At 68.8% G+C, this 24,422-nt stretch carries 25 protein-coding genes and 1 pseudogene; 15 read left to right on the forward strand and 11 right to left on the reverse strand.

The window, feature by feature from the left end:
- A pseudogene (locus ACK59X_RS31025) lies at positions 1–1,410 on the reverse strand (cisplatin damage response ATP-dependent DNA ligase); the annotation flags it as partial.
- Positions 1,407–2,465 carry a ligase-associated DNA damage response exonuclease gene (locus tag ACK59X_RS31030; protein WP_409962730.1) on the reverse strand — a complete coding sequence of 353 codons (1,059 nt, stop codon included), beginning with the start codon at positions 2,463–2,465 and terminating at the stop codon, positions 1,407–1,409. The pseudogene ACK59X_RS31025 and the gene ACK59X_RS31030, both read right to left, overlap by 4 nt.
- A gap of 156 nt (positions 2,466–2,621) precedes the next feature.
- On the opposite strand from ACK59X_RS31030, the gene ACK59X_RS31035 reads away from it, so the two are divergent.
- A complete protein-coding gene (locus ACK59X_RS31035) occupies positions 2,622–3,131 on the forward strand; it encodes a BON domain-containing protein (RefSeq protein WP_409962732.1) in 510 nt (169 codons plus the stop codon).
- 158 nt (positions 3,132–3,289) lie between these two features.
- Complete coding sequence (locus ACK59X_RS31040) at positions 3,290–4,876, forward strand: ABC transporter substrate-binding protein (RefSeq protein WP_409962734.1); 1,587 nt, start codon at positions 3,290–3,292, stop codon at positions 4,874–4,876.
- Between the two features lie 28 nt (positions 4,877–4,904).
- On the opposite strand, the gene ACK59X_RS31045 is transcribed toward ACK59X_RS31040, so the two are convergent.
- Positions 4,905–5,228, reverse strand: a complete 324-nt coding sequence (locus tag ACK59X_RS31045) for a YnfA family protein (protein WP_409962736.1) — start codon at positions 5,226–5,228, stop codon at positions 4,905–4,907.
- Positions 5,229–5,616: 388 nt separating this feature from the next.
- Between ACK59X_RS31045 and ACK59X_RS31050 the strand changes: the two genes are divergently transcribed.
- Both ACK59X_RS31050 and ACK59X_RS31055 read left to right on the forward strand, forming a co-directional pair.
- On the forward strand, positions 5,617–5,961 hold the full coding sequence (locus ACK59X_RS31050; RefSeq protein ID WP_409962738.1) for an NIPSNAP family protein: 345 nt from the start codon (positions 5,617–5,619) through the stop codon (positions 5,959–5,961).
- Positions 5,958–6,302 (forward strand): antibiotic biosynthesis monooxygenase family protein, encoded by a 345-nt coding sequence (locus ACK59X_RS31055; RefSeq protein ID WP_409962740.1) that lies wholly within the window; start codon positions 5,958–5,960, stop codon positions 6,300–6,302. Before ACK59X_RS31050 ends, ACK59X_RS31055 begins: the two co-directional genes overlap by 4 nt.
- Before the next feature lie 9 nt (positions 6,303–6,311).
- Here the strand turns inward: ACK59X_RS31055 and ACK59X_RS31060 are convergent, their stop codons facing one another.
- From ACK59X_RS31060 to ACK59X_RS31070, 3 genes are all read right to left on the reverse strand, one after another.
- Entirely contained in the window at positions 6,312–7,052 is a 741-nt protein-coding gene (locus tag ACK59X_RS31060) for a metallophosphoesterase family protein (RefSeq protein ID WP_409962742.1), read from the reverse strand.
- Between the two features lie 25 nt (positions 7,053–7,077).
- Entirely contained in the window at positions 7,078–7,827 is a 750-nt protein-coding gene (locus ACK59X_RS31065) for a hypothetical protein (protein ID WP_409962744.1), read from the reverse strand.
- A gap of 124 nt (positions 7,828–7,951) precedes the next feature.
- Positions 7,952–9,376: an FAD-binding oxidoreductase gene (locus ACK59X_RS31070; RefSeq protein WP_409962746.1), complete on the reverse strand. Its 1,425-nt coding sequence runs from the start codon at positions 9,374–9,376 to the stop codon at positions 7,952–7,954.
- Between the two features lie 198 nt (positions 9,377–9,574).
- On the opposite strand from ACK59X_RS31070, the gene ACK59X_RS31075 reads away from it, so the two are divergent.
- The 5 genes from ACK59X_RS31075 to ACK59X_RS31095 all read left to right on the forward strand — a co-directional run bounded on the left by ACK59X_RS31075 (position 9,575) and on the right by ACK59X_RS31095 (position 13,356).
- A complete protein-coding gene (locus ACK59X_RS31075) occupies positions 9,575–10,366 on the forward strand; it encodes a GntR family transcriptional regulator (RefSeq protein WP_409962747.1) in 792 nt (263 codons plus the stop codon).
- Positions 10,363–11,175 (forward strand): transporter substrate-binding domain-containing protein, encoded by an 813-nt coding sequence (locus tag ACK59X_RS31080; protein WP_409962749.1) that lies wholly within the window; start codon positions 10,363–10,365, stop codon positions 11,173–11,175. Before ACK59X_RS31075 ends, ACK59X_RS31080 begins: the two co-directional genes overlap by 4 nt.
- 68 nt (positions 11,176–11,243) lie before the next feature.
- Positions 11,244–11,918, forward strand: coding sequence for an amino acid ABC transporter permease (locus tag ACK59X_RS31085; protein WP_409962751.1), 675 nt, complete (start codon positions 11,244–11,246; stop codon positions 11,916–11,918).
- A gap of 6 nt (positions 11,919–11,924) precedes the next feature.
- Positions 11,925–12,581, forward strand: a complete 657-nt coding sequence (locus ACK59X_RS31090) for an amino acid ABC transporter permease (RefSeq protein WP_409962753.1) — start codon at positions 11,925–11,927, stop codon at positions 12,579–12,581.
- Between the two features lie 31 nt (positions 12,582–12,612).
- On the forward strand, positions 12,613–13,356 hold the full coding sequence (locus ACK59X_RS31095) for an amino acid ABC transporter ATP-binding protein (protein WP_409962776.1): 744 nt from the start codon (positions 12,613–12,615) through the stop codon (positions 13,354–13,356).
- 80 nt (positions 13,357–13,436) lie between these two features.
- Here ACK59X_RS31095 and ACK59X_RS31100 read toward each other — a convergent pair whose 3' ends face one another.
- Complete coding sequence (locus ACK59X_RS31100) at positions 13,437–13,901, reverse strand: EF-hand domain-containing protein (protein WP_409962755.1); 465 nt, start codon at positions 13,899–13,901, stop codon at positions 13,437–13,439.
- Positions 13,902–14,172: 271 nt separating this feature from the next.
- Here ACK59X_RS31100 and ACK59X_RS31105 point away from each other — a divergent pair, with 271 nt between their 5' ends.
- The gene (locus ACK59X_RS31105) at positions 14,173–14,619 is read left to right on the forward strand and encodes a hypothetical protein (RefSeq protein ID WP_409962757.1); all 447 of its coding nucleotides are present in this window, start codon (positions 14,173–14,175) and stop codon (positions 14,617–14,619) included.
- 185 nt (positions 14,620–14,804) lie between these two features.
- Positions 14,805–15,377 carry a cob(I)yrinic acid a,c-diamide adenosyltransferase gene (locus ACK59X_RS31110; RefSeq protein WP_409962759.1) on the forward strand — a complete coding sequence of 191 codons (573 nt, stop codon included), beginning with the start codon at positions 14,805–14,807 and terminating at the stop codon, positions 15,375–15,377.
- A gap of 176 nt (positions 15,378–15,553) precedes the next feature.
- Here ACK59X_RS31110 and ACK59X_RS31115 read toward each other — a convergent pair whose 3' ends face one another.
- The 4 genes from ACK59X_RS31115 to ACK59X_RS31130 all read right to left on the reverse strand — a co-directional run bounded on the left by ACK59X_RS31115 (position 15,554) and on the right by ACK59X_RS31130 (position 19,021).
- Entirely contained in the window at positions 15,554–16,342 is a 789-nt protein-coding gene (locus tag ACK59X_RS31115; protein WP_409962761.1) for a GntR family transcriptional regulator, read from the reverse strand.
- A 76-nt stretch (positions 16,343–16,418) separates the two neighbouring features.
- Positions 16,419–17,651, reverse strand: a complete 1,233-nt coding sequence (locus tag ACK59X_RS31120; RefSeq protein ID WP_409962763.1) for an amidase — start codon at positions 17,649–17,651, stop codon at positions 16,419–16,421.
- 15 nt (positions 17,652–17,666) lie between these two features.
- On the reverse strand, positions 17,667–18,581 hold the full coding sequence (locus ACK59X_RS31125) for a polysaccharide deacetylase family protein (protein WP_409962765.1): 915 nt from the start codon (positions 18,579–18,581) through the stop codon (positions 17,667–17,669).
- Positions 18,578–19,021 carry a nuclear transport factor 2 family protein gene (locus ACK59X_RS31130; protein ID WP_409962766.1) on the reverse strand — a complete coding sequence of 148 codons (444 nt, stop codon included), beginning with the start codon at positions 19,019–19,021 and terminating at the stop codon, positions 18,578–18,580. The genes ACK59X_RS31125 and ACK59X_RS31130 overlap by 4 nt, the downstream gene beginning before the upstream one ends.
- Positions 19,022–19,275: 254 nt before the next feature.
- Here ACK59X_RS31130 and ACK59X_RS31135 point away from each other — a divergent pair, with 254 nt between their 5' ends.
- The 4 genes from ACK59X_RS31135 (at position 19,276) to hpxZ (ending at position 24,363) form a co-directional block, all read left to right on the forward strand.
- The gene (locus ACK59X_RS31135) at positions 19,276–20,460 is read left to right on the forward strand and encodes an ABC transporter substrate-binding protein (protein ID WP_409962768.1); all 1,185 of its coding nucleotides are present in this window, start codon (positions 19,276–19,278) and stop codon (positions 20,458–20,460) included.
- A 78-nt stretch (positions 20,461–20,538) separates the two neighbouring features.
- Complete coding sequence (locus ACK59X_RS31140) at positions 20,539–21,417, forward strand: branched-chain amino acid ABC transporter permease (RefSeq protein WP_409962770.1); 879 nt, start codon at positions 20,539–20,541, stop codon at positions 21,415–21,417.
- Positions 21,418–21,434: 17 nt separating this feature from the next.
- Positions 21,435–23,972: an ATP-binding cassette domain-containing protein gene (locus ACK59X_RS31145; RefSeq protein ID WP_409962772.1), complete on the forward strand. Its 2,538-nt coding sequence runs from the start codon at positions 21,435–21,437 to the stop codon at positions 23,970–23,972.
- A 4-nt stretch (positions 23,973–23,976) separates the two neighbouring features.
- Positions 23,977–24,363 carry an oxalurate catabolism protein HpxZ gene (gene hpxZ / locus ACK59X_RS31150; protein ID WP_409962774.1) on the forward strand — a complete coding sequence of 129 codons (387 nt, stop codon included), beginning with the start codon at positions 23,977–23,979 and terminating at the stop codon, positions 24,361–24,363.
- The last annotated feature ends 59 nt before the right edge of the window (positions 24,364–24,422 follow it).

A 24,422-nucleotide genomic window follows, 5' to 3' on the forward strand; every position in this document is an offset into this window, starting at 1 on the left:
CGGGTCGTCCTGCGGCCCGGTCCACACGGCAAAGGTGTAGTCGGTGTACAGGCTCGCGCGCCGGCCGTGGCCGCGCTGGGCGTAGATGAGCACGGCGTCCACGCTCATGGGGTCGATCTTCCACTTCCACCACACGCCCACATCCTTGGTGCGGCCCACACCGTAGTGCGCTTGCCGATTCTTGAGCATGAAGCCCTCGGTGCCCATGCCGCGCGCGGCTTCGCGCTGGCGCGCCAGGTCCGGCCAGTCGGCGCCGTGCAGCAGGGCGCTCAGCCGCAGGGCGGGCGGGGCTGCAGGCTCTGCGATAGCGTCGGGCGGCTGCAGCACTGTTTCCAGCATTGCGCGGCGGGCCTGCTGCGGCTCCTGGCGCAGGTCCTGGCCCGCATGCTCCAGCAGGTCATAGGCCACCAGCACCACGGGCAGTTCGCGCAGCAGCTTCGGGCCCAGGGTCTTGCGGCCCAGGCGCTTTTGCAGGTCGGCAAAGGGGCGGGGCTGTGTCTCGCCGGGCAGCCACACCAGGATTTCGCCATCGACCACCGAGCCGTCGGGCAGGGCCGCCAGCGCGGCCTCGGCAAGTTCTGGAAAGCGGTCTGTCACCAGTTCCTCGCCGCGCGACCAGACCCAGACCTCGCCCGCGCGGCGCACGATCTGCGCACGAATGCCGTCCCACTTCCATTCCACCAGCCAATCGCCGGGCGCGCCCAGCAGCGCGGGCATCTCGGCCGCGGGCTGGCTGAACGGGTGGGCCAGGAAGAAGGGGTAGGGCTGGCCTGCCATGCCGCCATCGCCCGCACCACCAGCATCGCCCTCCGCGGCTTCGTCCACGGGCGCCACCAGCGCGCTGTAGTCGCCCGCCTGCGGCTGCCGGCCGATCTGCGTGTAGCCCATCAACCGGTGGGCGATGCGCTTGGGGTCCAGCGCGCTCACCGTGGCCAGCGCCTGGGTCACCTGCAGGCGCGACACCCCCACGCGGAAGTTGCCGGTGATGAGCTTGAAGTACACAAAACGCTGCTCCGGCGCCAGCATGTCCCACTGCGTGCGCAGGCGGGCATCGGCCTCGTCGGGCGGCAGGGCGCGCAGGGGCAGCAATTGCGCCATCCATTCGGCCAGCGGCAGGTCCACCGGCTGCACCGGGGGCGGCAGCAGCAGGGCCAGTGTTTCGGCGTGGTGGCACACGGGGTTTTAGCTTTCGTCGAACGTGCAGTCGGGCAGGGCCGCCGCCTCCTGCGCCAGGGCCTTCAGCCGCTTGGTGGGCACCATCTGGCGCGGCTTGCCGCCTGCCAGGAAGTAGGTGGCCCAGGCCGCATCGGCCGGCGCCGCCACGCGCAGGTAGGCCACCAGCGCCGCCAGCTTGGCCGACTGCGCGGTGGTGGAATCGAGCGCCTGGAACAGCGCCGCAAAGGCTCTCATGCCGCAGCCTCGGGTGGGTCTCCCTGTGCCTGGGGTACAGCAGCACCTGCATCGTCCTCGTTGTCGTCGGCACCGTACTCGGTCGCGAACACCTGGGCATCCAGCCCTTGCTCGCAGAGCCAGCGCACCATCACCTCGGTGCTGCCATGGGTCACGATGATGCGCTCGGCGCCCGTGGCGCCGATGGCCTTCTGCAGGCTGGGCCAGTCCGCGTGGTCGCTCATCACGAAGCCCCGGTCCACGCCGCGGCGCCGGCGCGCCCCGCGCACCAGCATCCAGCCGCTGGCGAAGGCGTCGGAATGCTCGCCAAAGCGCTTGAGCCAGGGCGTGCCCGCGGCCGAGGGCGGTGCCAGCACCAGCGACTGGCGCAACCCGGCCTTGGTCACTCCCGGGTCCGTCACGCGCACCGTGGGCGGCAGCGCCACGCCGGCTGCGCGGTACACCGCGTTGAGCGGGTCCACCGCGCCATGCACGACGATGGGGCCGATGCCTGCGTCCACCCCGTGCAGCAGGCGCTGCGCCTTGCCGAAGGCGTACGCGTACAGCACGCTGGCCTTGCCCGCCGCCGCATTCGCGGCCCACCAGGCGTTGATGTCGGCGAACAGCGCGGGCTGCGAGGGCCAGCGGTAGATCGGCAGGCCGAAGGTCGACTCGGTGATGAAGGTATGGCAGCGCACCGGCTCGAACGGCGAGCAGGTGCCATCGTCCTCCAGCTTGTAGTCGCCCGAGGCCACCCACACCTGGCCGCCGTGCTCCACCCGCACCTGGGCCGAGCCCAGCACATGCCCGGCCGGGTGCAGCGACAGGCGTACGCCATGGTGGTCGATGGTGTCGCCATAGGCCAGCGTCTGCAGGGCGATGTCCGCGCCCAACCGGTTGCGCAGCGTGCCCTCGCTGTCTTTGTGCGCCAGGTAGTGCGCCGAGCCCATGCGTGCATGGTCCGAGTGCGCATGCGTGATCACGGCCCGCTCCACCGGCCGCCAGGGGTCGATGTAGAAATTGCCGGCCGGGCAGTACAGGCCTTCGGGGCGGTGGATGATGAGATCGCTGGGCATGGGCAGGTGGGTGTGCTGTCCATCCTAAGCGGTGAGGGCGGGCTGGCAGGGGCACAGGCCGCAAATCGCAGCCGTGTCCTACAAGGCTGCTGCAAGGTGCTTGGTGGGGAGTGAAGCCCTGGCTAAGATGGCGCCAGAACCCGATGAGGTGTCCCCATGCCCCTTTCGTTGCCCTTGTTGGCAGTCCGCGCGCTGGCGCTTGCCGGGCTGCTGTCCGCAGCGCTGCCTGCCCAGGCGCAGGACGCCCGCACCAACGCCTTCAACGACCCCTTCCTGCGGGTCACCTCTGCCATGCCCGGCTGCCCTGTGCCCGAGGGCCCGCTCTACACCGAGGCCGAGGTGCGCGAGCTGGCCCATGTGCGCTCGCAGCATGGCGGCAGCTGCCACCGCGTGGGGCGCTGCCGGCTGCCCAATTCCTACCTCTACGACGCCGAGATCATCCCGCGCGTGCAGCGCTACATCCGCGAGGAGGGGCGTTTTGACGACACCAGCGTCTGGGTGCTGGGCGAGCGGCGCCTGGTCACACTGATGGGCTGCGTGCAGTCGGCCGAGCAGGCGCGGGCGCTGGAGAAAGCGGTGGAGCTGGTGGACGACGTGATGGGCGTGGTCAACCTGTTGCAGGTGGGAACCGAGCGGAGCGCGGCGCGCTACCCCCTTGCCAGGTAGGTACTGGTAGATACCGCAGTTAGGGCATTTGCGCAATCCGCCATGACGCGCAATTGCGCTGCGGAACCACACTGCCCGGACGGGGGCTTTTGCGCGCGCCCGTCCTGCTGCATATTGCCGATTCTTCCGAACACTCCTGTCTTGCAAAGGAAACCCCCATGCACTTCAAGCACACACTGCTCGCGGCCGCCACCCTGGCCCTGGCAGCCATCGCCCCCACCGTTTCGGCAAAACCGTTCAAGTGGGCGGGCTCCACCGACATCCAGACCATGGATGTCCACTCGCAGAACAGCGCCCTGGGCAATGGCATCCATGCGGCGGTGTACGAGTCGCTGGTGATGTTCAACAGCCGCACGCTCAAGGTCGAGCCGCTGCTGGCCACCTCGTGGCAGCAGGTCAGCCCCACGCAGCTGCGCGTGAAGCTGCGCCAGGGCGTGAAGTTCAGCGACGGCTCGACCATGACGGCCGACGACGTGGTGTTTTCGCTGCAGCGCGCGATGAGCAAGACCTCCACCTATGCCATCTACACCCAGGGCATGGACCGCATCGCCAAGGTCGATGGCGAGACCATCGACATCTTTCTGAAGAACCCCAACCCGGTGCTGCTCAACCAGCTGACCGAGCTGCGCGTGATGAGCAAGGCCTGGTCCGAGAAGAACAACTCCCTCGAACCCAAGGACATCAAGTCCAAGGACGAGACCTACTCGCACCGCAACGCCATGGGCACCGGCCCCTTCGTGCTCAAGGAGTGGGTGCCTGACCAGAAGCTGGTGTTCGCCGCCAACCCCCTGTGGTGGAATGCGGGCAAGGCCGAGGGCAACGTGACCGAGATCGTCTACACCCCCATCAAGTCCGAGGCCACGCGCATCGCGGCCCTGCTCTCGGGAGAGGTCGACATGGTGCGCGAAGCCAACCTGCAGGACCTGGAGCGGCTCAAGGCCAATCCCAATCTCAAGGTGATGGAGATGGTGGAGAACCGCACCGTCTACCTGGCGCTGGACCAGTTCCGCGATGAACTGCCGGGCAGCAGCGTCAAGGGCAAGAACCCGCTCAAGGACCTGCGCGTGCGCAAGGCGCTGTACCAGGCCATCGACGTGGCCACCCTGCAGCGCGTGACCATGCGCGGCATGTCCAAGCCCACGGGCGCCATGGTCTCGCCCCTGGTCAACGGCTGGACGGAGGCGGTGGACAAGCGCCTGCCCTACGACCCCAATGCCGCCAAGGCGCTGCTGGCCGACGCCGGCTACAAGGACGGCTTCGAGGTCGATTTCGCCTGCAGCAACAACTCCATCATCCAGGACGAGAACCTGTGCCAGGCCATCACCTCGATGTGGGCGCGCGTGGGCGTCAAGGCCAAGCTGCGCACCATGCCTTCGGTCACCTACTACCCCATGGCCCAGCGGCATGAAGCCAGCATCACCCTGCTCAGCTGGGGCGTGCCGACCTTCGACGCGCTGTACACCCTGCAGTCGCTCACGCGCACCAAGACCACGGGCGGTGATGGCAATTACAACCTGGGCCGCTACAGCAACGAACGCATGGATTACGTCGTGGACCGCGTGAAGACCGAGATCGACCAGCCCGTGCGCAACCGCCTGCTGACCGAAGGGCTGCAGCTGCAGAACGACACCGTGGCCAACATCCCCCTGCACAACCAGATGCTGGCCTGGGCGATGAAGAAGAACGTCGAACTCGTCCAGCGCCCTGACAACCGCATCGACTGGCGTTTGATCAAGGTGAACTGAAGCGCAGCGGCGGCGGCTCTGGCCGCCGCTATCGCGCGGGCTGGAACATGATGATGGCCATGCCCGCCAGTGCCACGGCCACACCGGCCACGTCCCATGCCGTGGGCCGGATCTGGTCCACCGCCCAAAGCCAAGCCAGCGCCACGCCGATGTAGACGCCGCCATAGGCGGCATACACGCGGCCGGCGGCGGCCGTGTCGTGCAGGGTCAGCAGCCAGGCGAACAGTGCCAGGCTTGCGGCGGCGGGCAGCAGCAGCCACATGGGCTTGCCCTGCTTGAGCCACAGGTAGGGCAGGTAGCAGCCCACGATCTCGGCCAGCGCCGTGGCGATGAACAGCAGCAGGGTCTTCATGCGGAGGGCCGGGGCAGCGGGGCGGTCTTGTTCTTCATGATGCTTCGATGGTGGGCGAAGCATCGGAGCCGGTCAAGCGCCTATCGTGAAGCCTGTTCCCACGAAAGGCTAAGAACCTGGTCAAGGTCACTTTTGCAGCCGCGTTGGAGTGCAATCGGGATGAGTGGATGCTTCGGATGCGCCGCATGGGCTCATGCCCATGCAAGCAGCCGGGGCGTCCAATCGCCCGATTTCACTCCAACCCGAAGGGCAAGTCACTTTTCGGGCGGTCTGCGGCGTTGCGGCGCTTGCCGATAGCACGGGCTATCGGCTGCGCACCGCGCCTTGCATCCCATCCCGAAAAGGGACTTGCGCGGCCTCAAAAGTGACCTTGACCAGGTTCTCTATCATGATCACCTGTTTCATCCGCTACGAGATCGACCCCTTCCAGCGCGACACCTTCGCCGAATACGCGCGGCGCTGGGGCCAGATCATTCCCCGCTGCGGCGGCCACCTGCTGGGCTACTTCCTGCCGCATGAGGGCAGCAACTACGAGGCCTGGGGCCTGATCGGCTTTGATTCGCTGGCCGCCTACGAGGCCTACCGTGCGCGCCTGCGCAGCGATGCCGAAGGCCGTGCGAACTTTGCCTTCGCGCAGGAAAAGCGCTTCATCCTGCGCGAGGAGCGCACCTTCGCCCAGGGCGTGGAAGGGGCGCTGGGCCTGCCGGCCCACCCGCAGCAGGCCACGCCATGATGGCTGTGATCTTCGAGGTGACGCCCGCGCCCGGCCAGAGCGGCGCCTACCTGGATGCGGCCGCAGCGCTCAAGCCGCTGCTCGCGCAGACCGACGGCTTCATCTCCATCGAGCGCTTCGAGAGCCTGGCCACGCCGGGGAAGCTGCTGTCGCTGTCCTTCTGGCGCGACGAGCAGGCCGTGGCGCGCTGGCGCCAGCAGGAGGCGCACCGCAGCACCCAGGCGGCGGGGCGCGACCATGTGTTCGCCGACTACCGGCTGCGCGTGGCGGCGGTGGTGCGTGACTACGGCATGAACGAGCGGGACCAGGCGCCTGCGGATTCCCGCGCGAAGCACGGCTGAAACAGCCGGCTACGCTGGCATGAAGCCGGTGCGCAGGGCGTGGGCCCATTCGGGCCGGCCATGCTGCTCGGCCAGAGCGGCCATGGACTCGTGGTCATAGGCCACGGTGAAGTGTTCCACCTTCCAGCCCTGCGCAGTCCGCTGCGCGATGGCATAGCGCGCATCGGGCGTGCCGTTCTCGACCTTGTTCTCCACGGGGTGGTCATCGCCATAGGCCTGCAGGCCCACGCTGCCGGGGTTGACCAGCAGCATGCCCGCGCCCAGGCGCACCTGGCGCGGCACATGGGTGTGGCCGCTGGCGATCAGCGGTGCGTACTGGCCCGACAGGCGCTCTTCGATCTCAGCCGGGGTGGCGGCGCGCACCACATGGCCGTCCAGGGTTTCGAGCAGGTATTCATGGTCGCTGCGCGGCGAGCCGTGGCACAGCAGCACGTCTTCGCCCAGGCGCAAGGTGTGGGTGAGGCTGCGCATCCAGGCGAACTCCGCCTCGGTGAGCTGGCTGTGCGCGTACTGGTCCGATGGTCCGCCGTGGCCGGGGCGCAGCTGCAGCACCTGGCGCTCGTGGTTGCCCGCCAGCGACAGCCAGTCCGAGGCCATGAGCCACTGCGCCGTCTCGCGCGGCAGCAGCGGGCCCGAAAGGTTGTCGCCCAGGTTCACCACGCGGTCGGCCCCGCGGCGCGCGATGTCCGCCGCCACGGCTTCGAGGGCCGCGAGGTTGCCGTGGATGTCGGAGACGAAGGCGATGCGCATGGTGGGGTCTTGTTGCTTCGGGGGGTCAGCAGGGCGAGACGCTGCCGCCCGCGCTGCTGAGCAGGTGGGCGGTCACCTGCGCCCGGTTGAACAGCAGGTCGCACAGCCATGCATAGACCAGCCCAATATAGCCCAGCAGCGCCCAGCCCACATAGTCGCCGAAGACGATGGTGTGCAGCCAGTTCTGCCCGAACAGGTAGAACCCGCTGGCCACCAGGGTGGCCAGCAGCAGCGTGGCCGCGGCAGGCAGCAGCTGCATCCGAGCCGCGGGGCGGCGCAACGCGGCCACGCCCAGCAGGGCAAAGGCCAGCGCGTTGGCACCGCTGAAGATGCGCAACTCGCGCTGCAGCTGGTCGGCGGTGTCCAGGTACTGGCTGCGGATCAGCGCCGTGAGCTGGGCCTGCATCTGCTGCAGGGTGCCCAGGCGCAGCTCCGTGCCTTCGCGGTAGCGCGTGCGGCACTCGCAGTCAGGCACACCCATCTGGGCCGCGATGGCGGCGATGCGTACGGGCAGGCCTTCGGTGAGGGCGCGGCGCGCGGCCGCGATCTCGCGCTCATGGTCCTGCAGCAGGGCGCGGGCCCGGCCGTCGAGGAAGTTGGCGTCCAGCGCCGCGATCTTCTCGCCGGTCTTCTTCTCGATCTGCCCGCGGATCAGGTCCCGGGCCTGGTGCTCCACCCAGGTCGGCTTGGCCACGGACAGGAGCAGCAGGGCGCCGAAGAACAGGCCGCCCACCAGGGCGACAGCCAGGACCAGGGGGCGGATGAAGGTGTGCATGGGCGGGGCGAACCAAGAGGCCGGGGATCGGCCACGATACGCCAGCCTGGGCGCAACGCAAGCCACGCCTCGCACGATTGCGTGATTTATGCCCGCAAACCAGGCTGCGACCCGGTGCCGGCCGTTACAGCGCGAAGATCTTGCCCGGGTTCAGGATGTTCTTGGGGTCCAGCGCGCGCTTGATGGCGCGCATCATGTCCACCGCGCCGGCGCCGGTCTCGTCGAGCAGGAAGCCCATCTTGTGCAGGCCCACGCCATGCTCGCCGGTGCAGGTGCCGCCCAGCGCCAGGGCCCGTGCCACCAGCTTGTGGTTCAGGTCCTCGGCGGTCACGCGCTCTTCGGGGATGTTCGGGTCCAGCAGGTAGCCGAAGTGGAAGTTGCCATCGCCCACATGGCCCACGAGGAAGTAAGGGATGCCGCTGGCGTCGGCCTCGGCCACCGAGTCGAGCAGGCAGTCCGCCAGGCGGCTGATGGGCACGCAGGTGTCGGTGCTGATGGCACGGCAGCCGGGGCGGCTCTGCACGGCGGCGAAGTAGGCGTTGTGCCGTGCAGTCCACAGGCGCGTGCGCTCCTCGGGCGTGCTGGCCCATTCGAAGGCATTGCCGCCGAACTCGCTGGCGATCTCCTGCACGGTCTCGGCCTGCTCCTTCACGCTCGACGGCGAGCCGTGGAATTCCATCAGCAGCATGGGTTCTTCGCGCAGGCCGAGCTTGCTGTGCGCATTCACCATGCGCACCGTGTGGTGGTCGATCAGCTCCACGCGCGCGATGGGCACGCCGAGCTGGATGGTCTGGATGGTGGTGCGCACGGCCGCCTCGATGCTCGGGAACGAGCAGATCGCCGCCGACACGGCCTCGGGCAGCGGGTACAGGCGCACGGTGATCTGGGTCATGATCCCGAGCGTGCCCTCGCTGCCCACCATCAGGCGCGTGAGGTCGTAGCCCGCGCTGCTCTTCTTGGCGCGCGTGCCGGTGTGGATGACCTCGCCGCTGGCGGTGACCACCTCCAGCGCCAGCACGTTCTCGCGCATGGTGCCGTAGCGCACGGCGTTGGTGCCGCTGGCGCGCGTGGCGCTCATGCCGCCGATGCTGGCGTCGGCGCCCGGGTCGATGGGGAAGAACAGGCCCGTGTCCTTGATCGCGTCGTTGAGCGCCTTGCGCGTGATGCCGGGTTGCACGGTCACCGTGAGGTCTTCGGCGTCGATGCTCAGCACCTGGTTCATGCGGCTCACATCGATGCTGATGCCGCCCTGCACGGCCAGCAGGTGGCCTTCGAGCGAGGAGCCCGCGCCGTAGGGGATCACCGGCACGTCATATTGGCCGGCCAGCTTCACGACATCGGCCACATCCTGGGTGCTTTCGGCAAACACCACGGCCGAGGGCGGCGGTGCCTGCAGCGAGCCCTCGTCGCGGCCGTGCTGCTCGCGCACCGCCTGGGCCAGGGAGCATTGCGTGCCAAAGCGCGCCTGCAGGGCGTCGATCAGCGCCTGGGGCACCTCGCGCAGGTGGATCTCGGGCAGCAGGTGCGAGGCGGCGGTGGGGGCGTTCATGGCATGTCTCCGGGCGGAATCTGGGTGTGGATTCATTTTAGGGCGCCCCGCCCAAACGCGGGGCGGCTGGTGGATAACCTGACTGCCGTGTGCGCCGCCATAGTGCGGCGAACGCTGCCTGCGCATCCCATTGGTGCGCCAAGCTGGTGCATTCCACTTGTATACCAGTTGGCACGGAAGCTGCAAAGGTTGGTGGCAATGACCTCCGCCACCGACATCAGCAACCGCATCATCGAAGCCGTGATGGCCCAGAAGCTCGCCCCTGGCTCGCGCCTGGGCGAGCAGCAGCTGGCCATGCTGTTCGACTGCAGCCGCACCATCGTGCGCGAGGCGCTCACGCGGCTGTCCACACGCGGCATCGTCACCGTGAGCGCGCGCCGCGGCTGGTACGTGATCGAGCCGTCCGAGGACGAGGCGCGCGAGGCCTTCGAGGCGCGCCGCGTGATCGAGCTCGGCCTGCTGCACCAGCTCAAGGTGGTGGACAAGGCGGCCGTGCGCCAGCTCAAGAACCATCTGCAGCGCGAGAAGGCCGCGCTGGCCGGCAGCGACGTGGGCGCGCGCAGCTTCCTGCTGGGCGACTTCCATGTGTGCCTGGCCGAGTGCCTGGGCAACAGCCTGCTGGCCGATACGCTGCGGGACTTCACGGCGCGCACCACGCTGATCGCCATGCTCTACCAGTCCTCGCACGACGCGGCCCAGTCCTGCGCCGACCACGTGCGCATCGTCGAGGCGCTGGAGGCCGGCGACATCGCCCGCGCCGAGGCCCTGATGTCCGAACACATCGGCACCGTGCAGGACGCGCTGCGCCTGCAGGCCGCCCACGACCCGCTGGCCGAGCTGCGCGACGCACTGGCGCCGGTGCGCAAGAGCGCTGCTGTGGCCCCCGACATCCCTGCCAAGGCGCGCGCGCCGCGCGGCAAGGCCGCTGCCAAAAAGTCCGATTCCACCCCGCCCGACGACACATCCCCCTACCTAGGAGCCCTGCTATGACCCCCCGCGCATCCACCACCCGCCGTTCCACCCTGGGCCTGCTGGCCGCCGCCAGCTTGATGGCCGCATTGCTGGCCCCCGCCGCGCACGCCCAGAATGCGCTGGACAACGTGCTCAAGGCCAAGGAGATCAAGATCGCCATCCCCACCGACTACCCGCCCTACGGCTTTGTCGGCACGGACCTCAAGCCCCAGGGCCTGGACGTGGAGATGGCCAACTACATCGGCGCCAAACTGGGCGTGAAGGTCGAGCTGGTGCCCGTGACCAGCGCCAACCGCATCCCCTACCTGCAGACGCAGAAGGCCGACCTGGTGATCTCCACCCTGGGCAAGAACCCCGAGCGCGAGAAGGTGATCGACTTCACCGCCGCCTACGCGCCCTTCTTCCAGGCCGTGTTCGCGAGCAAGAGCCTGTCGATCAAGAGCTTTGCCGACCTGGCTGGCACGTCGGTGGCCGTGACGCGCGGCGCCATGGAAGACCAGGAGCTGGCCAAGGTCGCGCCTCCCGGCGTGGACGTCAAGCGCTTCGAGGACCATGCCGCCAGCATCTCGGCCTTCGTCTCGGGCCAGACGCAGGCGATTGCCACCAGCGCCTCGACGGCCGGCACCATCATGGTCAAGAACCCGAACCTGGCCACCGAGTACAAGCTGCTGCTCAAGGACAGCCCCAACTTCATCGGCGTGGCCAAGGGCGAGGACAAGCTGCGCCTGCGCGTGAACGAGATCATTGCCGAGGCCAAGAAGTCCGGCGACATCGACAAGCTGTCGAGCAAGTGGCTGGGCCGTCCGGCAGGCGACCTGCCCCAGTAAGACGTCCGCCCCCTTCGACCCCTTTGCACAGGCCTGCCGCGCGATGAGCGTGGCAGGGCACGCCCACCATGCTGATCCAACTGGATTTCTCTGCCGTGTTCTCGCAGTGGCCGCTGCTGCTGCGCGGCGTGGCCTGGACGATAGGGCTCACCATCGTGGGCACGGCGCTGGGCCTGCTGCTGGGCACGGCCTGCGCCTGGGCCCGGGCACGCAACCTGGGCCCGCGACCGGCGGCGCTGCGCTGGGCCGTGGCCGCGTATGTGGAACTGGTGCGCAACACGCCCTTCATCGTGCAGCTGTTCTTCATCTTCTTCGGGCTGCCGGCGCTGGGGCTCAAGCTCACACCCGAAGTGGCGTCGGTGTTGGCGATGGTGATCAACCTGGGGGCCTACTCGGCCGAGATCATCCGCGCCGGTATCGAGGCCACGCCGCGCGGCCAGGTCGAGGCCGCGGCCAGCCTGGCCCTGACACCCGCCCAGACCTTCCGCCGCGTGGTGCTGCCGCCGGCGCTGCTCAAGGTGTGGCCGGCGATGGTGAGCCAGATCATCATAGTCATGCTGGGCTCGGCCGTGTGCGGGCAGATTTCCACGCCCGAGCTGAGCTATGCGGCCAACCTGATCTCCAGCAACACCTTCCGCGCGTTCGAGGCCTTCATCGTGGCCACCATCGTGTACCTGGCGCTGTCCATGCTCACCCGGCGCCTGCTGGTCTGGGTGGGTGCGCGTTTCCTCGTAGGAAGGTAATTCACCATGGTTGAGTTTTCGATCTGGGACATCCTGCGCAACCTGCTCGGTGCCGCGCGCTGGACGGTGAGCCTCTCGCTCATCGCCTTCATCGGCGGTGGCATCGTGGGCATGGCGCTGCTGGTGCTGCGGCTGTCCAAGCTGCGCGGCGCGCAGCGCGCCATCAGCGCCTATGTGCAGGTCTTCCAGGGCACGCCGCTCTTGATGCAGCTGTTCCTGGCCTACTTCGGCATTGCGCTCTTCGGCATCAAGACCTCGCCGTGGACAGCGGCGGCCTTTGCACTCACGCTCTACACCAGCGCCTACCTCACCGAGATCTGGCGCGGCTGCGTGGAGTCCATCCCCAAGGGGCAGTGGGAGGCCGCGCAGAGCCTGGCGCTCAACTTCCGCGAGCAGCTGCGCCACGTGGTGCTGCCGCAGGCGCTGCGCATCGCCGTGCCGCCCACGGTGGGCTTTCTGGTGCAGGTGATCAAGGGCACGGCGCTGGCCTCGGTGATCGGCTTCGTGGAGCTGACCAAGGCCGGCAGCATGATCTCCAACGCCACCTACAAACCCTTTTTGGTCTACGCCTGCGTGGCCCTCATGTACTTTGCGCTGTGCTTCCCCGTGAGCCTGGTGGCGCAGTCCCTCGAAAGGAAACTCCATGGCAGCAACCGCCACTGACACCCCGAGCGCCGCCGCTCCTTCCGATGCCATGCCGGGCCGCCCCATCGTGGACATCACGGCGCTGCGCAAGTCCTACGGTACCAACGAAGTCCTCAAGGGCATCGATCTCAAGGTGCAGCGCGGTGAGGTGATCGCCATCATCGGCAAGAGCGGTTCGGGCAAGAGCACGCTGCTGCGCTGTGTGAACGGGCTGGAGGTGTTCCAGGAAGGCGCGCTCAGCGTCAACGGCCAGAAGCTGATGCACGAGAGCCCCACTGCCATGCGCGCGCTGCGCCAGCAGGTGGGCATGATTTTCCAGAACTTCAACCTGTTCCCGCACCTCTCCGTGGGCCGCAACATCATGCTGGCGCCCACGCTGGTGAAGGCCCGCGATGCCAAGGCCGCCGCCGAGCAGGCGCGCCAGCTGCTCGCGCGCGTGGGCCTGGCCGAGAAGTTCGACGCCATGCCCGACCAGCTCTCCGGCGGCCAGCAGCAGCGCGTGGCCATTGCGCGCGCCCTGGCCATGGAACCGCAGGTGCTGCTGTGCGACGAGATCACCTCGGCGCTGGACCCGGAACTGGTGGGCGAGGTGCTGCGCGTGGTTGAATCGCTCGCGCTCGAAGGCATGACGCTGATGATGGTCACGCACGAGATGGCCTTCGCCCGCAAGGTCAGTGACCGCGTGGTCTTCATGCACCAGGGCCGCGTGCACGAAACCGGCACGCCGGCCGAGCTTTTCGGCAGCCCGAAGACGCCGGAGCTGCAGCAGTTCCTGTCGTCGCTGCACGACTGAAGCAATCAATCGGCCACGGAAAAGGCACGCCGCAGCGTGCCTTGGAAATGAGAGAAAAGGAAAGAACGGGGGCGCGGCGGTCAGGACTTGGTGGCCAGGGCAAACTCTTCCAGCGACAGGAACTTGTCCTTGTTGCGGTCCAGCGCCTCGAACTTCTGGCTGATGGCGGGCAGCATCACGGCCTCCTGCGGGCTCAACTGGCCATCGCGGTTGGCATCGGCCCGGGCAAAGGCAACGCCGGCCTGCGAGTTCTGCACTTGCTGTGCCGTGCCGCCGAGCTGCGGCGCCAGGGCGGGAGAGGGGGTGGTGGCAGTGTGCGGGATGGGCGGGGTCACGCCCACGCCGGGTGCTGCTGCAGGCCGCGCCGTGTTGCTGGCGGGGGCGGTCAGCGGCGGGTTGCTGTTGCTGCTGGCACCCTGCGCATGGGCATAGGGCGCCACGGCGAAGGCACCGATGGAAAGCACGGCAAACAGCAGTGCGCTGCTCGCATCGAAGGGGTGGGCGTCCTTGAGCGGTTTGGTGTTCACGGTCGTTGAGGTCTTCATGGGTGGTGTGCTCCGAAGTTGAACAGGCTGCCATTGCACCGCAGGCCGCAGTTCGAGGCCAGTCATTTTGCCTGCTGTTGCCTGCGCCTACATTTGCCAGCCCGGTGTAACTCCTGGTGTAGGACGCCCGGCCGAATGCGCGGCCAGCCAGCCCCGCTGGGTCGCCCGGTGTCCCACGCCAGGCGCTGCGCAAGTCCTACAGCCTTGAGCTCGGCGTGCTTGAACAATGGACTCAGAGCACTGAACGCTCTTCTTTTACAAGGACTCTCCAATGACTACCAAGCACACCCTCATCGCTTCCCTGGCCGTTCTCGCCTGCAGTGCCGCCCTGGCACAGGCACCCGCTGGCGTGGGCAAGACCCCTGCCGAAGTGAACCCCGCCGCATCGGGTGGCGCGGCCGCCACCTCCGCACAGAACAAGGTCGACAACAAGAAGGCCACCACCTCGGCCGCCATGGCCAACCCCGCCGCTGGCATGGGCAAGACCGCCCCGGCCCCTGAAATCGATGCCACTGCCGCAGGCGGCAAGGCTGCCGCCAATGCCGAGAAGAAGACCAACGCCCGCCTGATGGACGCCAACGGTGACGGCATGGTGTCGCGCGCCGAGTGGGACCGCTACCATGCTGACGCCTGGGCCGGCATGCAGTCCAGCGCCAAGAACGGCCTGGTCTCCACCGCCGAGATCGACGCCGCCAACCGCCGCGCCACGGTCCAGTGATAGCCGCGATGGCGGCACATGATTGCGGTGGTGTGTTGCCTGCGTGCCCCTGGCATGCACGCACCACCGCTCCATCCGGCGGGTGACGACGATGTCCCCGCCGTTTTTTCTCGTGCGCTCCCTCTCTGTCTGCATGCGTGACAATCCGGCCACCCTTCCCTTTCTCGCACCGGAGACACGCCACCATGGGCAACCGACTCACCGCCATCACCACGCGCACCGGCGATGCCGGCACCACCGGCCTGGGCAATGACCAGCGCGTTTCCAAGAACAGCACGCGCGTGCATGCCATGGGCGATGTGGACGAACTCAACTCCCATATCGGCCTGCTGCTGTGCGAGCCCTTGCCGGACGACGTGCGCACGCTGCTGGTGCAGATCCAGCACCAGCTGTTCAACCTGGGCGGCGAGCTGTCCATCCCGGGGTATGAACTGCTCAAGCCCGAGGCCGTGCTGCAGCTCGACGAGGCCCTGTCGCACTACAACGCGGCGTTGCCGCGGCTGCAGGAATTCATACTGCCTGCAGGCACGCGCGCCGCATCGCAGGCCCACGTGTGCCGTACCGTGGCGCGCCGCGCCGAGCGTGTGGTCGTGGGCCTGGGCGCCGAAGAGCCTCTCAACGACGCACCGCGCCAATACCTCAACCGCCTGTCGGACCTGATGTTCGTGCTGGCACGCGTGCTCAACCGCATGGATGGCGGGGACGATGTGTACTGGCAGAGCGAGCGCCTGGCACGGTCGCAAGCCGCTGACAGCTGAGAGCGTGCCGAAAAGGCGGCGCAAAACCGAGTCTTCGCGATGGCGCGTGTACTGATTTGGGATGGGCTGCTAGGCGCAAAGCGCAGCCATAGCGCGTGCTATGGCGAGCATTTGCAACGCCGCAGACCGCCCAAAGCAGGGTGCGCGGCGCGCGAGGGACTCGGTTTTGCGTCGCCTCAGGCCATGCCCAGCATGCGCGCCAGGTTGTTGTCGCTGCGCTCCTGCTGCAGCGTGATGCTGTGCTCCAGCGCCAGCAGGTGGGCCTCCATCTCGCGCGCGGCGCCTTCGGCGTCGCCCTGGGCGATGAGGTCCACCACGCGCTCATGCTCTTCGTGCTCGCACGAGGCCTTGCCGGGCGGCTCGTACAGCGCCACGATCAGCGAGCAGCGCGAGACCAGTTCCATCAGGTAACGCTGCAGCACCGGGTTGCGCGACAGCTCGGCCAGCCGCAGGTGGAAGGCGCTGGCCAGCCGTGCCCAGGCGGGTTGGGTGAAGCGGTGCATGGCATCGTGCTCGGCGGCCAACTGCAGGCGCAGCGAGGCGATGTCCTCTGCGGTGGCATGGCGCGTGGCCAGGCGCACGATGGCGCCTTCGAGCGCGCGGCGCGCCTCGAACACCTGGCGCGTCTCCTCGGGCGTGGGCTCGGCCACGATGGCGCCGCGGTTGGGGCGCAACTCCACGATGTGGTCGTGCGCCAGCGCCTGCAGCACCTTGCGCACGGTGGCGCGGCGCACATCGAACAGCTCGCACAGCGAGGCCTCGGGTAGCTTGGTGCCCGGGGTGAGACGCTGGGTCATCACGCTCTCGTACACGGTGTTGTAGATCCGCGTTTCCACATCGTCGCCCGTGCGCAGGCCCGGCAGGCCGGGCAGCTCGCTTTCCTGCAGGGCGGCAGCGGGTTGGGCAGAGGGGCGGGGTGCTCGTGCCGGTTTCGCGCCGGCACGGGGAATTGTCTTGGTGGCCATGGTGTTCGCCCGGAACGCTTGCGGTCGGTGGTCGTCGAGTGGTCCGGCGGATGTTGTTGCCCCCATTGTCGCGCCTTCAGCGTGCGCCGTCCTGCAGCACCTGCCAGGTTTGCCAGGCCTGAACGGCCAGGCGCACCAGGGCCCGGTCGCAGCCGGCCGGGCCGATCAGCGACACGCCTGCGGGCAGGCCTTTGGCCGTGGCCAGTGGCAGGCTGACCTGGGGCAGCCCCGCCAGGCCGGCAATGCAGCAGATGCGCAGGGTGCGGGCGCGGATGGCATCGATCTGCGCACCGCCCGCGCTGCGCAGAGGTGCCACGCTGGCGGCCGAGGGCACGATGAGCACCGCGCCTGCGTTCACCAAGGCCCGCACTTGGGCGCGTGCCGCCAGGCCCGCGTTGTACGCGTCGTCCGCAGCGTCGGCCGTGACCTGCGAGGCGGCATGCCAGCGGCCCGCAATCGCTTCGTCGAAACCGGGCGCATGCTGCGTGATCCAGCGCCCATGGGCCTGCCAGGCCTCGTAGGCGCCCCAGGCCACGTAGTGGCGGCGCCAGTCTTCGAGCGAACTGCCCTGGGCTGCAGTGGCCCTGCCGCATCCCTGGGGCAGCAGCGTGGCGAGCACGTCGGCCACGCGGGGCAGCAGGGCGGCCACCTCCGCGTCGGCCTCGGCGGCCGCGTCCTGCAGCAGCAGGGCGCGCGTGGCTGCAAACGGTGTGGCAGGCAGCAGTGCCTGGGCCACGCGCTCGAAGGTGTTCGCATCGTGCGCGAACCAGGTCGCGGTGTCGAAGCTTTCGTGCAGCGGCACCAGCCCGGCGCGCGGGACCAGGCCGTGTGTGGTGCGCAGCCCCCACACGCCGCAGTAGCTGGCCGGCACGCGGGTGGAGCCACCCGTGTCCGTGCCCAGCGCAAAGTCCACCAGGCCTGCGGCCACCGCCGCGACCGAGCCGCTCGACGAGCCGCCTGGAATGCGCTCGGGCGCGGCGCTGTTGAGCGGCATGCCGTAGTGCCGGTTGTGGCCGTGGATGCTGTAGGCCAGCTCGTCGGTGATGACCTTGCCGCACAGCGTGGCCCCGGCATCGAGCACCTGCTGCACCAGCGCGCTGTGGCGCGTGGGCACGGGGTGGCTGGCCAGCCAGGCGGGGTTGCCCGCGCCGGTGGGGTGGCCGGCCACGTCGAAGACGTCCTTGGCCGCAAAGCGCAGGCCGGCCAGTGGGCCGTGGGGCGCACCCTCGATCACGAAGTGGCCATGGGGCACCCAGGCGTTGACGGTGTCGGTGAACGGCAGGCCGGGGGAAACGATGGGGCTGTGCATGGGAGTTGGGGGGGCTCAGGCAGAAGGAAACAATGCATCCACGTGTTGGCAGATGGCGCCGGGGGTGGTGAACCAGATGGCACCGGCGTCGCGCGCGCGCGCCACGTGCTCCAGCGCGCGGCGCAGGTGGCGCAGGCGGTAGGGCTGGCCCACCAGGTAGGGGTGCAGGGCGATACCCATGACCAGCGGCTGGGCTGCCGACTGCTGCAGCATCTCGTCGAAGTTGTCGACAACCATCTGCGCGAAGTCCTTGCCGTCGAGCTGGCGCGCAATGATCATCGGAATGTCGTTGAGCTCCTGCGGGTAGGGAATCGACCACAGCCGCTGGCCGCTGCGCGTGCGCATCGGCACGGGCTGGTCGTCGTGCGCCCAGGTCAGGGTGAAGCGGTAGCCGGCCTCGGCCAGCAGGTCGGGCGTGGTGGGGCTCTCCGAGATCCACGGCGAGAGCCAGCCTGCAGGCGCTGCGCCACTCTCGGCCGCGATGCGCTCGCGGCAGGCGGCCAGCAGAGCGGCTTCCTCGGCCTCGGCAAAGTCGCCCTGGCGCTCGGAGTTGGTGTGGCCGTGGCCGATCAGCTCGTCGCCGCGCGCCGCGCAGGCGGCCAGCAGTTCGGGGCAGTGCTCGTACAGCGCGGTGTTCAAAATGCAGCCGGCGGGCAGGGCCAGCTGGTCGAACAGCTCCAGGCAGCGCCAAGCGCCCACGCGGTTGCCGTACTCGCGCCAGCTGTAGTTGAGCACGTCGGGCTCGGGGGATGCCGGGCCGATGCGTGCGCCCAGCCCGCCGCCGAAGGCGAAATGCTCCAGGTTGAAGCCCAGGTAGACCGCCAGGCGCGCGCCGTTCGGCCAGGTGTAGTCGGGGCGGCGGGTGATGGGCGTGTAGCCGAAGCGCCCATGGTCGGGAAGCGGGCCGTCGCCGTAGATGCTGGTGATCATGCTCCGGCCTCTGGTGTGGACCAGGGCGCGGCCAGCCCGGCGCGCACCAGCAGCCATTCGGCGCTGTCGTTCCACACGTCCATGCGCACGATCAGGCCGCGCTGCAGCACGTAGCGGTCCACATAACGGTTGCCCTCGAAGGGCGTGCCGTCGGGCCAGGCGCCGTGGAGCGTGCCGGTGTTGTAGACCACGGCCTCTTCGTGGGTGGCACCGGCCACCACGTCGGTGCTCTCGAACTTCTTTTTCACCCAGGCATAGCGCGTGGCGTTGAAGGCACTGCACTCGGCGGGCTGGCGCATGGGGCGCCCGCCCGTGAAGCGGATGGCCCGTCCGGGCGCGACGAAGCGGCTGGCGGCCACCGGGTCGGGAATCATCACCAGGCGCAGGAACTCTTCGACGATGGCGCCGGCGTCCTGGCCGGGAGGGGTGGTTTGCTGCATGTTGGTGCTCCTCACTGCACCGCTGGGGTGCGCAATGCTGCGGATTGGGGCAAAACGGCGGAAATGCCGGGATGTTTTGTTTGTCAGCAAAGCATGTGCCAGATTGTCGACAATTAAATAATCAACAAGTCGCCAATGAATACGTGTATTTGTTGACATTGGCACGGTGCTTGCTGGTGGTGCCTCCCGAGGCGGATAGAACCCGCCCACCGATCCGTTCATCCCCGTCCACCCGCCACTGCAGGAGAACCGCCATGCCTTTCACCAACCGCCGCCGCTTTGCCGCCGCCGCCCTCGCCGCCGCCGCCTGGACCGCCCTGGGCGCGGCCCAAGCCGCCGAGCCGATCAAGGTCGGCCTGGTCACGGCCCTGTCGGGCCAGTCCGCGCTGGCAGGGGACGCCATCACGCGTGGCCTGACCATTGCCATCGAAGAGATCAATGCCAAGGGCGGCCTGCTCGGCGGCCGCAAGCTCGAGCTGGTGCGCCGCGACGACGAGGCCAACCCCGCCAAGGGCGTGACGGCCGCGCGCGAGCTGATCTACAAGGAAAAGGTGGCCGTGCTCTTCGGCGGGCTCGATACACCGGTCTCCATCGCCATCGTGCAGTTGGCCAACCAGGAGAAGGTGCCGTTCATGGGCCCCTGGGCCGCGGGCACGCCGGTCACCAAGAACGGCGCCAAGCCCAACTTCGCGTTCCGCGTCTCGGCCGTGGACGAGATCGTGGACCGCGGCATGCTGGCCTATGCGCAGAAGACCTTCAACGCCAAGAACCCCGGCATGATCCTGGTGAACAATCCCTGGGGCGAATCGAACGAGAAGGGCCTCACCGCTGCGCTGACCGCCAAGGGCATGAAGCCCGCCGGCATCGAGAAGTTCGGCGACAGCGATGTGGACGTGGTGCCCCAGCTCACGCGCCTGAAGGCGGCAGGCGCCGATGCGCTGTTCCTGGTGGGCAACGTGGGCCCCTCGGCCCAGGTGGTCAAGTCGCTGGACCGCATGGGCTGGCAGGTGCCCATCGTCTCGCACTGGGGCCCTGCAGGCGGCCGCTTCACCGAGCTGGCCGGCCCCAACGCCAAGAACGTGCACTTCGTGCAGACCTACAGCTTCTTCGGCAAGCAGGGCCCGGTGGGCGAGAAGGTGGTGGCCGCGCTCAAGGCCAAGTACCCCGACATCAAGGGCCCCGACAACATCACCCCCGCCGTGGGCGTGGCCAATGCCTACGACGCGATGCAGCTCGCCGCCCTGGCCATCACCCAGGCCGGCAGTACCGAGGGCGACGCCGTGCGCCAGGGCTTCTACAAGATCGGCAAGTACGAGGGCCTGATCAAGAGCTACGACAAGCCCTTCAACGAAGCCAACCATGACGCGCTGAGCGAGAACGACTACGTCTGGGCGCAGTTCATTGGCAACCGCATCCTGCCGGTCGGCCTCGAAAAATAAGCGCTGCACGCCTCGCGGTCCTGCGCCCCCTGCGGCGCGGGACCTTTCCTGCTTTTCCCCATTTCCTCGATCACCACGATGCTCTTTCTCTCCGCCCTCATCAGCGGCATCGGCCTGGGCAGCATGTACGGGCTCATGGCCCTGGGCTTTCACGTCACCTTCGTGGTCTCCGGCACGGTGAACTTCGCCCAGGGCAGTTCCATGATGCTGGGCGCCGTACTCACCTACGGCTTCGCCATGGTGCTGGGCTGGCCCATGGCGCTGGCGGTGCTGCTGGCGCTGCTGCTGTGCGCGCTCTACGGCCTGGCCGTGGAGTTCTTCGCCGTGCGCCCGTTCGCGCGCCGCAATTCGGACGCCTGGCTCATGGCCACGGTGGCGCTGGGCATCGTGGTCGACAACCTGGCCATGTTCACCTTCGGCAAGGAGCCGCGCAGCCTGCCCTCGCCCCTGGCCCAGGCACCGATGACGCGGGGCGACATCGGCCTGGGCGTGTACCCGCTGCAGCTGCTCATCCCGGCCATCGGCCTGGTGCTGGCCGCCGTGCTGCACTTCGTGGCGCGGCGCACGCGCTGGGGCACGGCCATGCTGGCCGTGGTGCAGAACCGCGATGCCGCGCGGCTCATGGGCATTCCCATCGGGCGCGTGGTGGCGGCGGCGTTCGCGCTGTCGGCCGTGTTCGCGGCCGTGGCCGGCGTGCTCATCGCGCCGCTGGTGAACGTGCAGTCCGACATGGGCACGCTGTTCGGCCTCAAGGCCTTTGCGGTCGCCATCCTGGGTGGCATCGGCAGTGCCTGGGGTGTCATGGCCGCGGGGCTGCTCTTCGGCGTGGCCGAGGCGCTGATCACCTCCACGCTGGGCTCAGGCTACACGCAGATCCTCACTTTCTCGCTCGTCATCGTGGCGCTGGCCGTGCGCCCCAACGGGCTGTTCGGGCGTGCCCTGGTGCGCAAGGTATGACGACGACCTCCTTCCCCATGCACAAGAAAGCCCTCACCCCCCTGTCTTCCGCGCGCGGGCTGGCCATGCCAGCGCTGTTGGGCCTCACCGCGCTGGGCGTGGCCGCGGGCCTGGCGCTGGCCACGCAGGTCAACGGCTACTACGTCTTCGTGCTGGCCAATGTGGCGCTGCTGGCGCTGGTGGGCATCGGCCTGAATGTGCTGCTGGGCCTGTCGGGCCAGGTGTCCTTCGGCCATGTGGGTTTCTACGCCATCGGCGCCTATGCGGTCGCCATCCTCACCACCAAGGCGGGCTGGAGCTTCTGGGCCGCCTGGCCCGTCGCGGCCGTGCTGGCCGGCGCCATGGGCGCGCTGCTGGCCCTGCCGGCACTGCGCGTCAAGGGCCCGTACCTGGCCATGGTGACCATTGCCTTCGGCCTGATCGTGGAGCACAGCGCGGTGGAGATGCGCGACCTCACGGGCGGGCAGAACGGCATCATGGGCATTGCCGCGCCGGCGCTGGGCATCGAGGCCTTGCGTGGCGAGCGCGCCATTGCCGTGCTGGCCATCGTGGCGGCGGCGGTGGCGCTGCTGGCCTTCGTGCGGCTGTCGCGCGGGGCCTGGGGCGCGGCGCTGCGCGCGGTGCGCGATTCCGAGACGGCGGCCGAGTCCATCGGCCTGAACCCGCTGGTGGCCAAGACCGTGGCGTTCGCCGTGTCGGCCCTGCTCGCGGGGCTGGCGGGCGGGCTGTATGCACCGCTGTCGGGCTTCGTCACGCCGCACAGCTTTTCCTTCCTGCAGTCCATTTTGTTCGTGCTGGTGGTGATGATCGGCGGCGCGGGCAGCATCGCCGGGCCGCTGGTGGGCGCGGTCATCGTGGGCCTGCTGCCCGAGCTGCTGTCCAGCCTGGAGGAGTACCGGCTGCTGTTCTTCGGCGCACTGTTGCTGGTGGTGCTGTGGGTGGCACCGCAAGGCCTGGTGGGGCTGCTGGCGCGCCTGCGCCGCAGCGCACCCGCGCCAGCAGATGGCGCTACCGAAGGCGACGCATTGCCTGCGCTCCAGCCCGCAGAGGCCCGGGCGCTGAGCGCGCAGGGTTTGACCATGGTGTTCGGCGGCGTGCGTGCGGTGAGCGAGCTGTCGTTCTCCGTGCGCCCTGGTGCCGTCACCAGCCTGATCGGCCCCAACGGCGCGGGCAAGAGCACGGTACTCAACATGCTCAGCGGCTTCTACACCCCCACCGCCGGGGGCTCGCTACTGGGCAGCGAGCCGTTGCAGGGCCGGGGTGCCTGGCGCATCGCGCGGGCCGGTGTGGCGCGCAGCTACCAGACCTCGCAGCTCTTCGGCTCGCTCAGCGTGCTGGACAACGTGGCCCTGGCACTGGCGCGTGGCACCCTGGGCCCGCTGCTGGGCGATGGCCGTGTGTGCTCGCCTGGTGCGCGCGATGAGGCCCGTGCGCTGCTGGCCTGGTGCGGCTACCGGGGCTCGGTGCAGGTGCCTGCGGCCGATCTGGCGCATGTGGACCGGCGCCTGGTCGAGATCGCGCGCGCCCTGGCCATGCGGCCCCAGGTGCTGCTGCTGGATGAACCCGCCGCGGGCTTGTCCACCGAGGACAAGGACCAGCTCTCCGCGCTGCTGCGCCGCATTGCGGACCAGGGCGTGGGCGTGCTGCTGGTGGAACACGACATGGCGCTGGTCATGGGCCTGTCGGACCATGTGGTGGTGATGGAGTCGGGCCGCCACCTGGCCGAGGGCACGCCGGCCGAGGTGCAGGCCCACCCCGCCGTGCGCAAGGCCTACCTGGGCGAAGGCGCGGGCGGTGCCGTGGCCGTGCGTGCCGCCGCGGACCGCGGCCTGCCCACCGACGCGCCCGAGGTGCTGGGCGTGGGCCGGCTCACCACCGGCTACGGTGCCGAGCCCGTGCTGCAGGCGGTGGACCTGCGCGTGCGCCAGGGCGAAATGGTGGCCCTGCTGGGCGCCAATGGCGCCGGCAAGTCCACGCTGATGCGCACCCTGGCCGGCCTGCACCGGCCGGTGCAGGGCGGTATCCACCTGCAGGGCGTGGAGCTGGGCCCGCTGCGCGCCGAGCAGATCGTGGCGCGCGGCCTGGTGCTGGTGCCCGAAGGGCGCCAGGTGTTCCCCGAACTTTCGGTGCTGGACAACATCCGCCTGGGCGCCTTCCTCCAGCCCGAGGGCCGCGAGGCCCGGGTGGAGGAGATGCTGCAGCGCTTTCCGCGCCTGCGCGAGCGCCTGCACCAGCGCGCCGGCCTGCTCTCGGGCGGCGAGCAGCAGATGCTGGCCATTGCCCGCGCCCTCATGAGCCGCCCGCGCGTGCTGCTGCTCGACGAGCCCTCGCTGGGCCTGGCGCCCAAGGTCATCGAGGAGCTGTTCGCCTCGCTGGCGCGCCTGCGCGACGAATCCATGACCCTGGTGCTGGTCGACCAGAGGGCGGCGCTCGCGCTGTCGCTGGCCGACCGGGCCTACGTGCTCGAAGGCGGGCGCGTGGTGGCCCAGGGTACGGCGGCCGAGATTGCTGCCAACGATGCGCTCACGCGCGCCTACCTCGGCGGCGGACATTGAACACATGAACGACACCACCATCAACCTGCCCGATGTGCTGGCCGAAGTCACGGCCGCCTTTGCACGCTACGAACATGCACTGGTCCACAACGAGGTGGACGTGCTCGATGCGCTGTTCTTCCATGGCCCGCACACCGTGCGCTATGGGGCCACGGAATGCCTCTACGGCATCGATGCCATCCGCGCCTTCCGCAGCGGCCGTTCGCCTGCGGGCCTGGCGCGCACGCTGCGCAACACCTGCATCACGGCCTACGGGCGCGACTTCGCCACCGCCAGCACCGAGTTCACGCGCGAAGGCAGCGCGCGCACCGGCCGCCAGCAGCAGACCTGGGTGCGCATGCCCGGCCAGGGTTGGTGTGTTGTCGCAGCCCATGTATCGTTGATGGATTGACCGACAACGACTGACCGACCGATACCCAGGAGACTTCTCGATGTTGCACAGCCTGCAAA

This window comes from Acidovorax sp., assembly GCF_046339755.1.
Taxonomy (GTDB): domain Bacteria; phylum Pseudomonadota; class Gammaproteobacteria; order Burkholderiales; family Burkholderiaceae_C; genus Acidovorax.

What these genes read in the sequence shown, in the direction of transcription:
- ACK59X_RS31030 (WP_409962730.1), bottom strand. Translation starts at nt 2,465, where the DNA reads ATGCCCAGCGATCTCATCATCCACCGCCCCGAAGGCCTGTACTGCCCG.
- ACK59X_RS31035 (WP_409962732.1), top strand. Translation starts at nt 2,622, where the DNA reads ATGCCCCTTTCGTTGCCCTTGTTGGCAGTCCGCGCGCTGGCGCTTGCC.
- ACK59X_RS31040 (WP_409962734.1), top strand. Translation starts at nt 3,290, where the DNA reads ATGCACTTCAAGCACACACTGCTCGCGGCCGCCACCCTGGCCCTGGCA.
- ACK59X_RS31045 (WP_409962736.1), bottom strand. Translation starts at nt 5,228, where the DNA reads ATGAAGACCCTGCTGCTGTTCATCGCCACGGCGCTGGCCGAGATCGTG.
- ACK59X_RS31050 (WP_409962738.1), top strand. Translation starts at nt 5,617, where the DNA reads ATGATCACCTGTTTCATCCGCTACGAGATCGACCCCTTCCAGCGCGAC.
- ACK59X_RS31055 (WP_409962740.1), top strand. Translation starts at nt 5,958, where the DNA reads ATGATGGCTGTGATCTTCGAGGTGACGCCCGCGCCCGGCCAGAGCGGC.
- ACK59X_RS31060 (WP_409962742.1), bottom strand. Translation starts at nt 7,052, where the DNA reads ATGCGCATCGCCTTCGTCTCCGACATCCACGGCAACCTCGCGGCCCTC.
- ACK59X_RS31065 (WP_409962744.1), bottom strand. Translation starts at nt 7,827, where the DNA reads ATGCACACCTTCATCCGCCCCCTGGTCCTGGCTGTCGCCCTGGTGGGC.
- ACK59X_RS31070 (WP_409962746.1), bottom strand. Translation starts at nt 9,376, where the DNA reads ATGAACGCCCCCACCGCCGCCTCGCACCTGCTGCCCGAGATCCACCTG.
- ACK59X_RS31075 (WP_409962747.1), top strand. Translation starts at nt 9,575, where the DNA reads ATGACCTCCGCCACCGACATCAGCAACCGCATCATCGAAGCCGTGATG.
- ACK59X_RS31080 (WP_409962749.1), top strand. Translation starts at nt 10,363, where the DNA reads ATGACCCCCCGCGCATCCACCACCCGCCGTTCCACCCTGGGCCTGCTG.
- ACK59X_RS31085 (WP_409962751.1), top strand. Translation starts at nt 11,244, where the DNA reads ATGCTGATCCAACTGGATTTCTCTGCCGTGTTCTCGCAGTGGCCGCTG.
- ACK59X_RS31090 (WP_409962753.1), top strand. Translation starts at nt 11,925, where the DNA reads ATGGTTGAGTTTTCGATCTGGGACATCCTGCGCAACCTGCTCGGTGCC.
- ACK59X_RS31095 (WP_409962776.1), top strand. Translation starts at nt 12,613, where the DNA reads ATGCCGGGCCGCCCCATCGTGGACATCACGGCGCTGCGCAAGTCCTAC.
- ACK59X_RS31100 (WP_409962755.1), bottom strand. Translation starts at nt 13,901, where the DNA reads ATGAAGACCTCAACGACCGTGAACACCAAACCGCTCAAGGACGCCCAC.
- ACK59X_RS31105 (WP_409962757.1), top strand. Translation starts at nt 14,173, where the DNA reads ATGACTACCAAGCACACCCTCATCGCTTCCCTGGCCGTTCTCGCCTGC.
- ACK59X_RS31110 (WP_409962759.1), top strand. Translation starts at nt 14,805, where the DNA reads ATGGGCAACCGACTCACCGCCATCACCACGCGCACCGGCGATGCCGGC.
- ACK59X_RS31115 (WP_409962761.1), bottom strand. Translation starts at nt 16,342, where the DNA reads ATGGCCACCAAGACAATTCCCCGTGCCGGCGCGAAACCGGCACGAGCA.
- ACK59X_RS31120 (WP_409962763.1), bottom strand. Translation starts at nt 17,651, where the DNA reads ATGCACAGCCCCATCGTTTCCCCCGGCCTGCCGTTCACCGACACCGTC.
- ACK59X_RS31125 (WP_409962765.1), bottom strand. Translation starts at nt 18,581, where the DNA reads ATGATCACCAGCATCTACGGCGACGGCCCGCTTCCCGACCATGGGCGC.
- ACK59X_RS31130 (WP_409962766.1), bottom strand. Translation starts at nt 19,021, where the DNA reads ATGCAGCAAACCACCCCTCCCGGCCAGGACGCCGGCGCCATCGTCGAA.
- ACK59X_RS31135 (WP_409962768.1), top strand. Translation starts at nt 19,276, where the DNA reads ATGCCTTTCACCAACCGCCGCCGCTTTGCCGCCGCCGCCCTCGCCGCC.
- ACK59X_RS31140 (WP_409962770.1), top strand. Translation starts at nt 20,539, where the DNA reads ATGCTCTTTCTCTCCGCCCTCATCAGCGGCATCGGCCTGGGCAGCATG.
- ACK59X_RS31145 (WP_409962772.1), top strand. Translation starts at nt 21,435, where the DNA reads ATGCACAAGAAAGCCCTCACCCCCCTGTCTTCCGCGCGCGGGCTGGCC.
- hpxZ (WP_409962774.1), top strand. Translation starts at nt 23,977, where the DNA reads ATGAACGACACCACCATCAACCTGCCCGATGTGCTGGCCGAAGTCACG.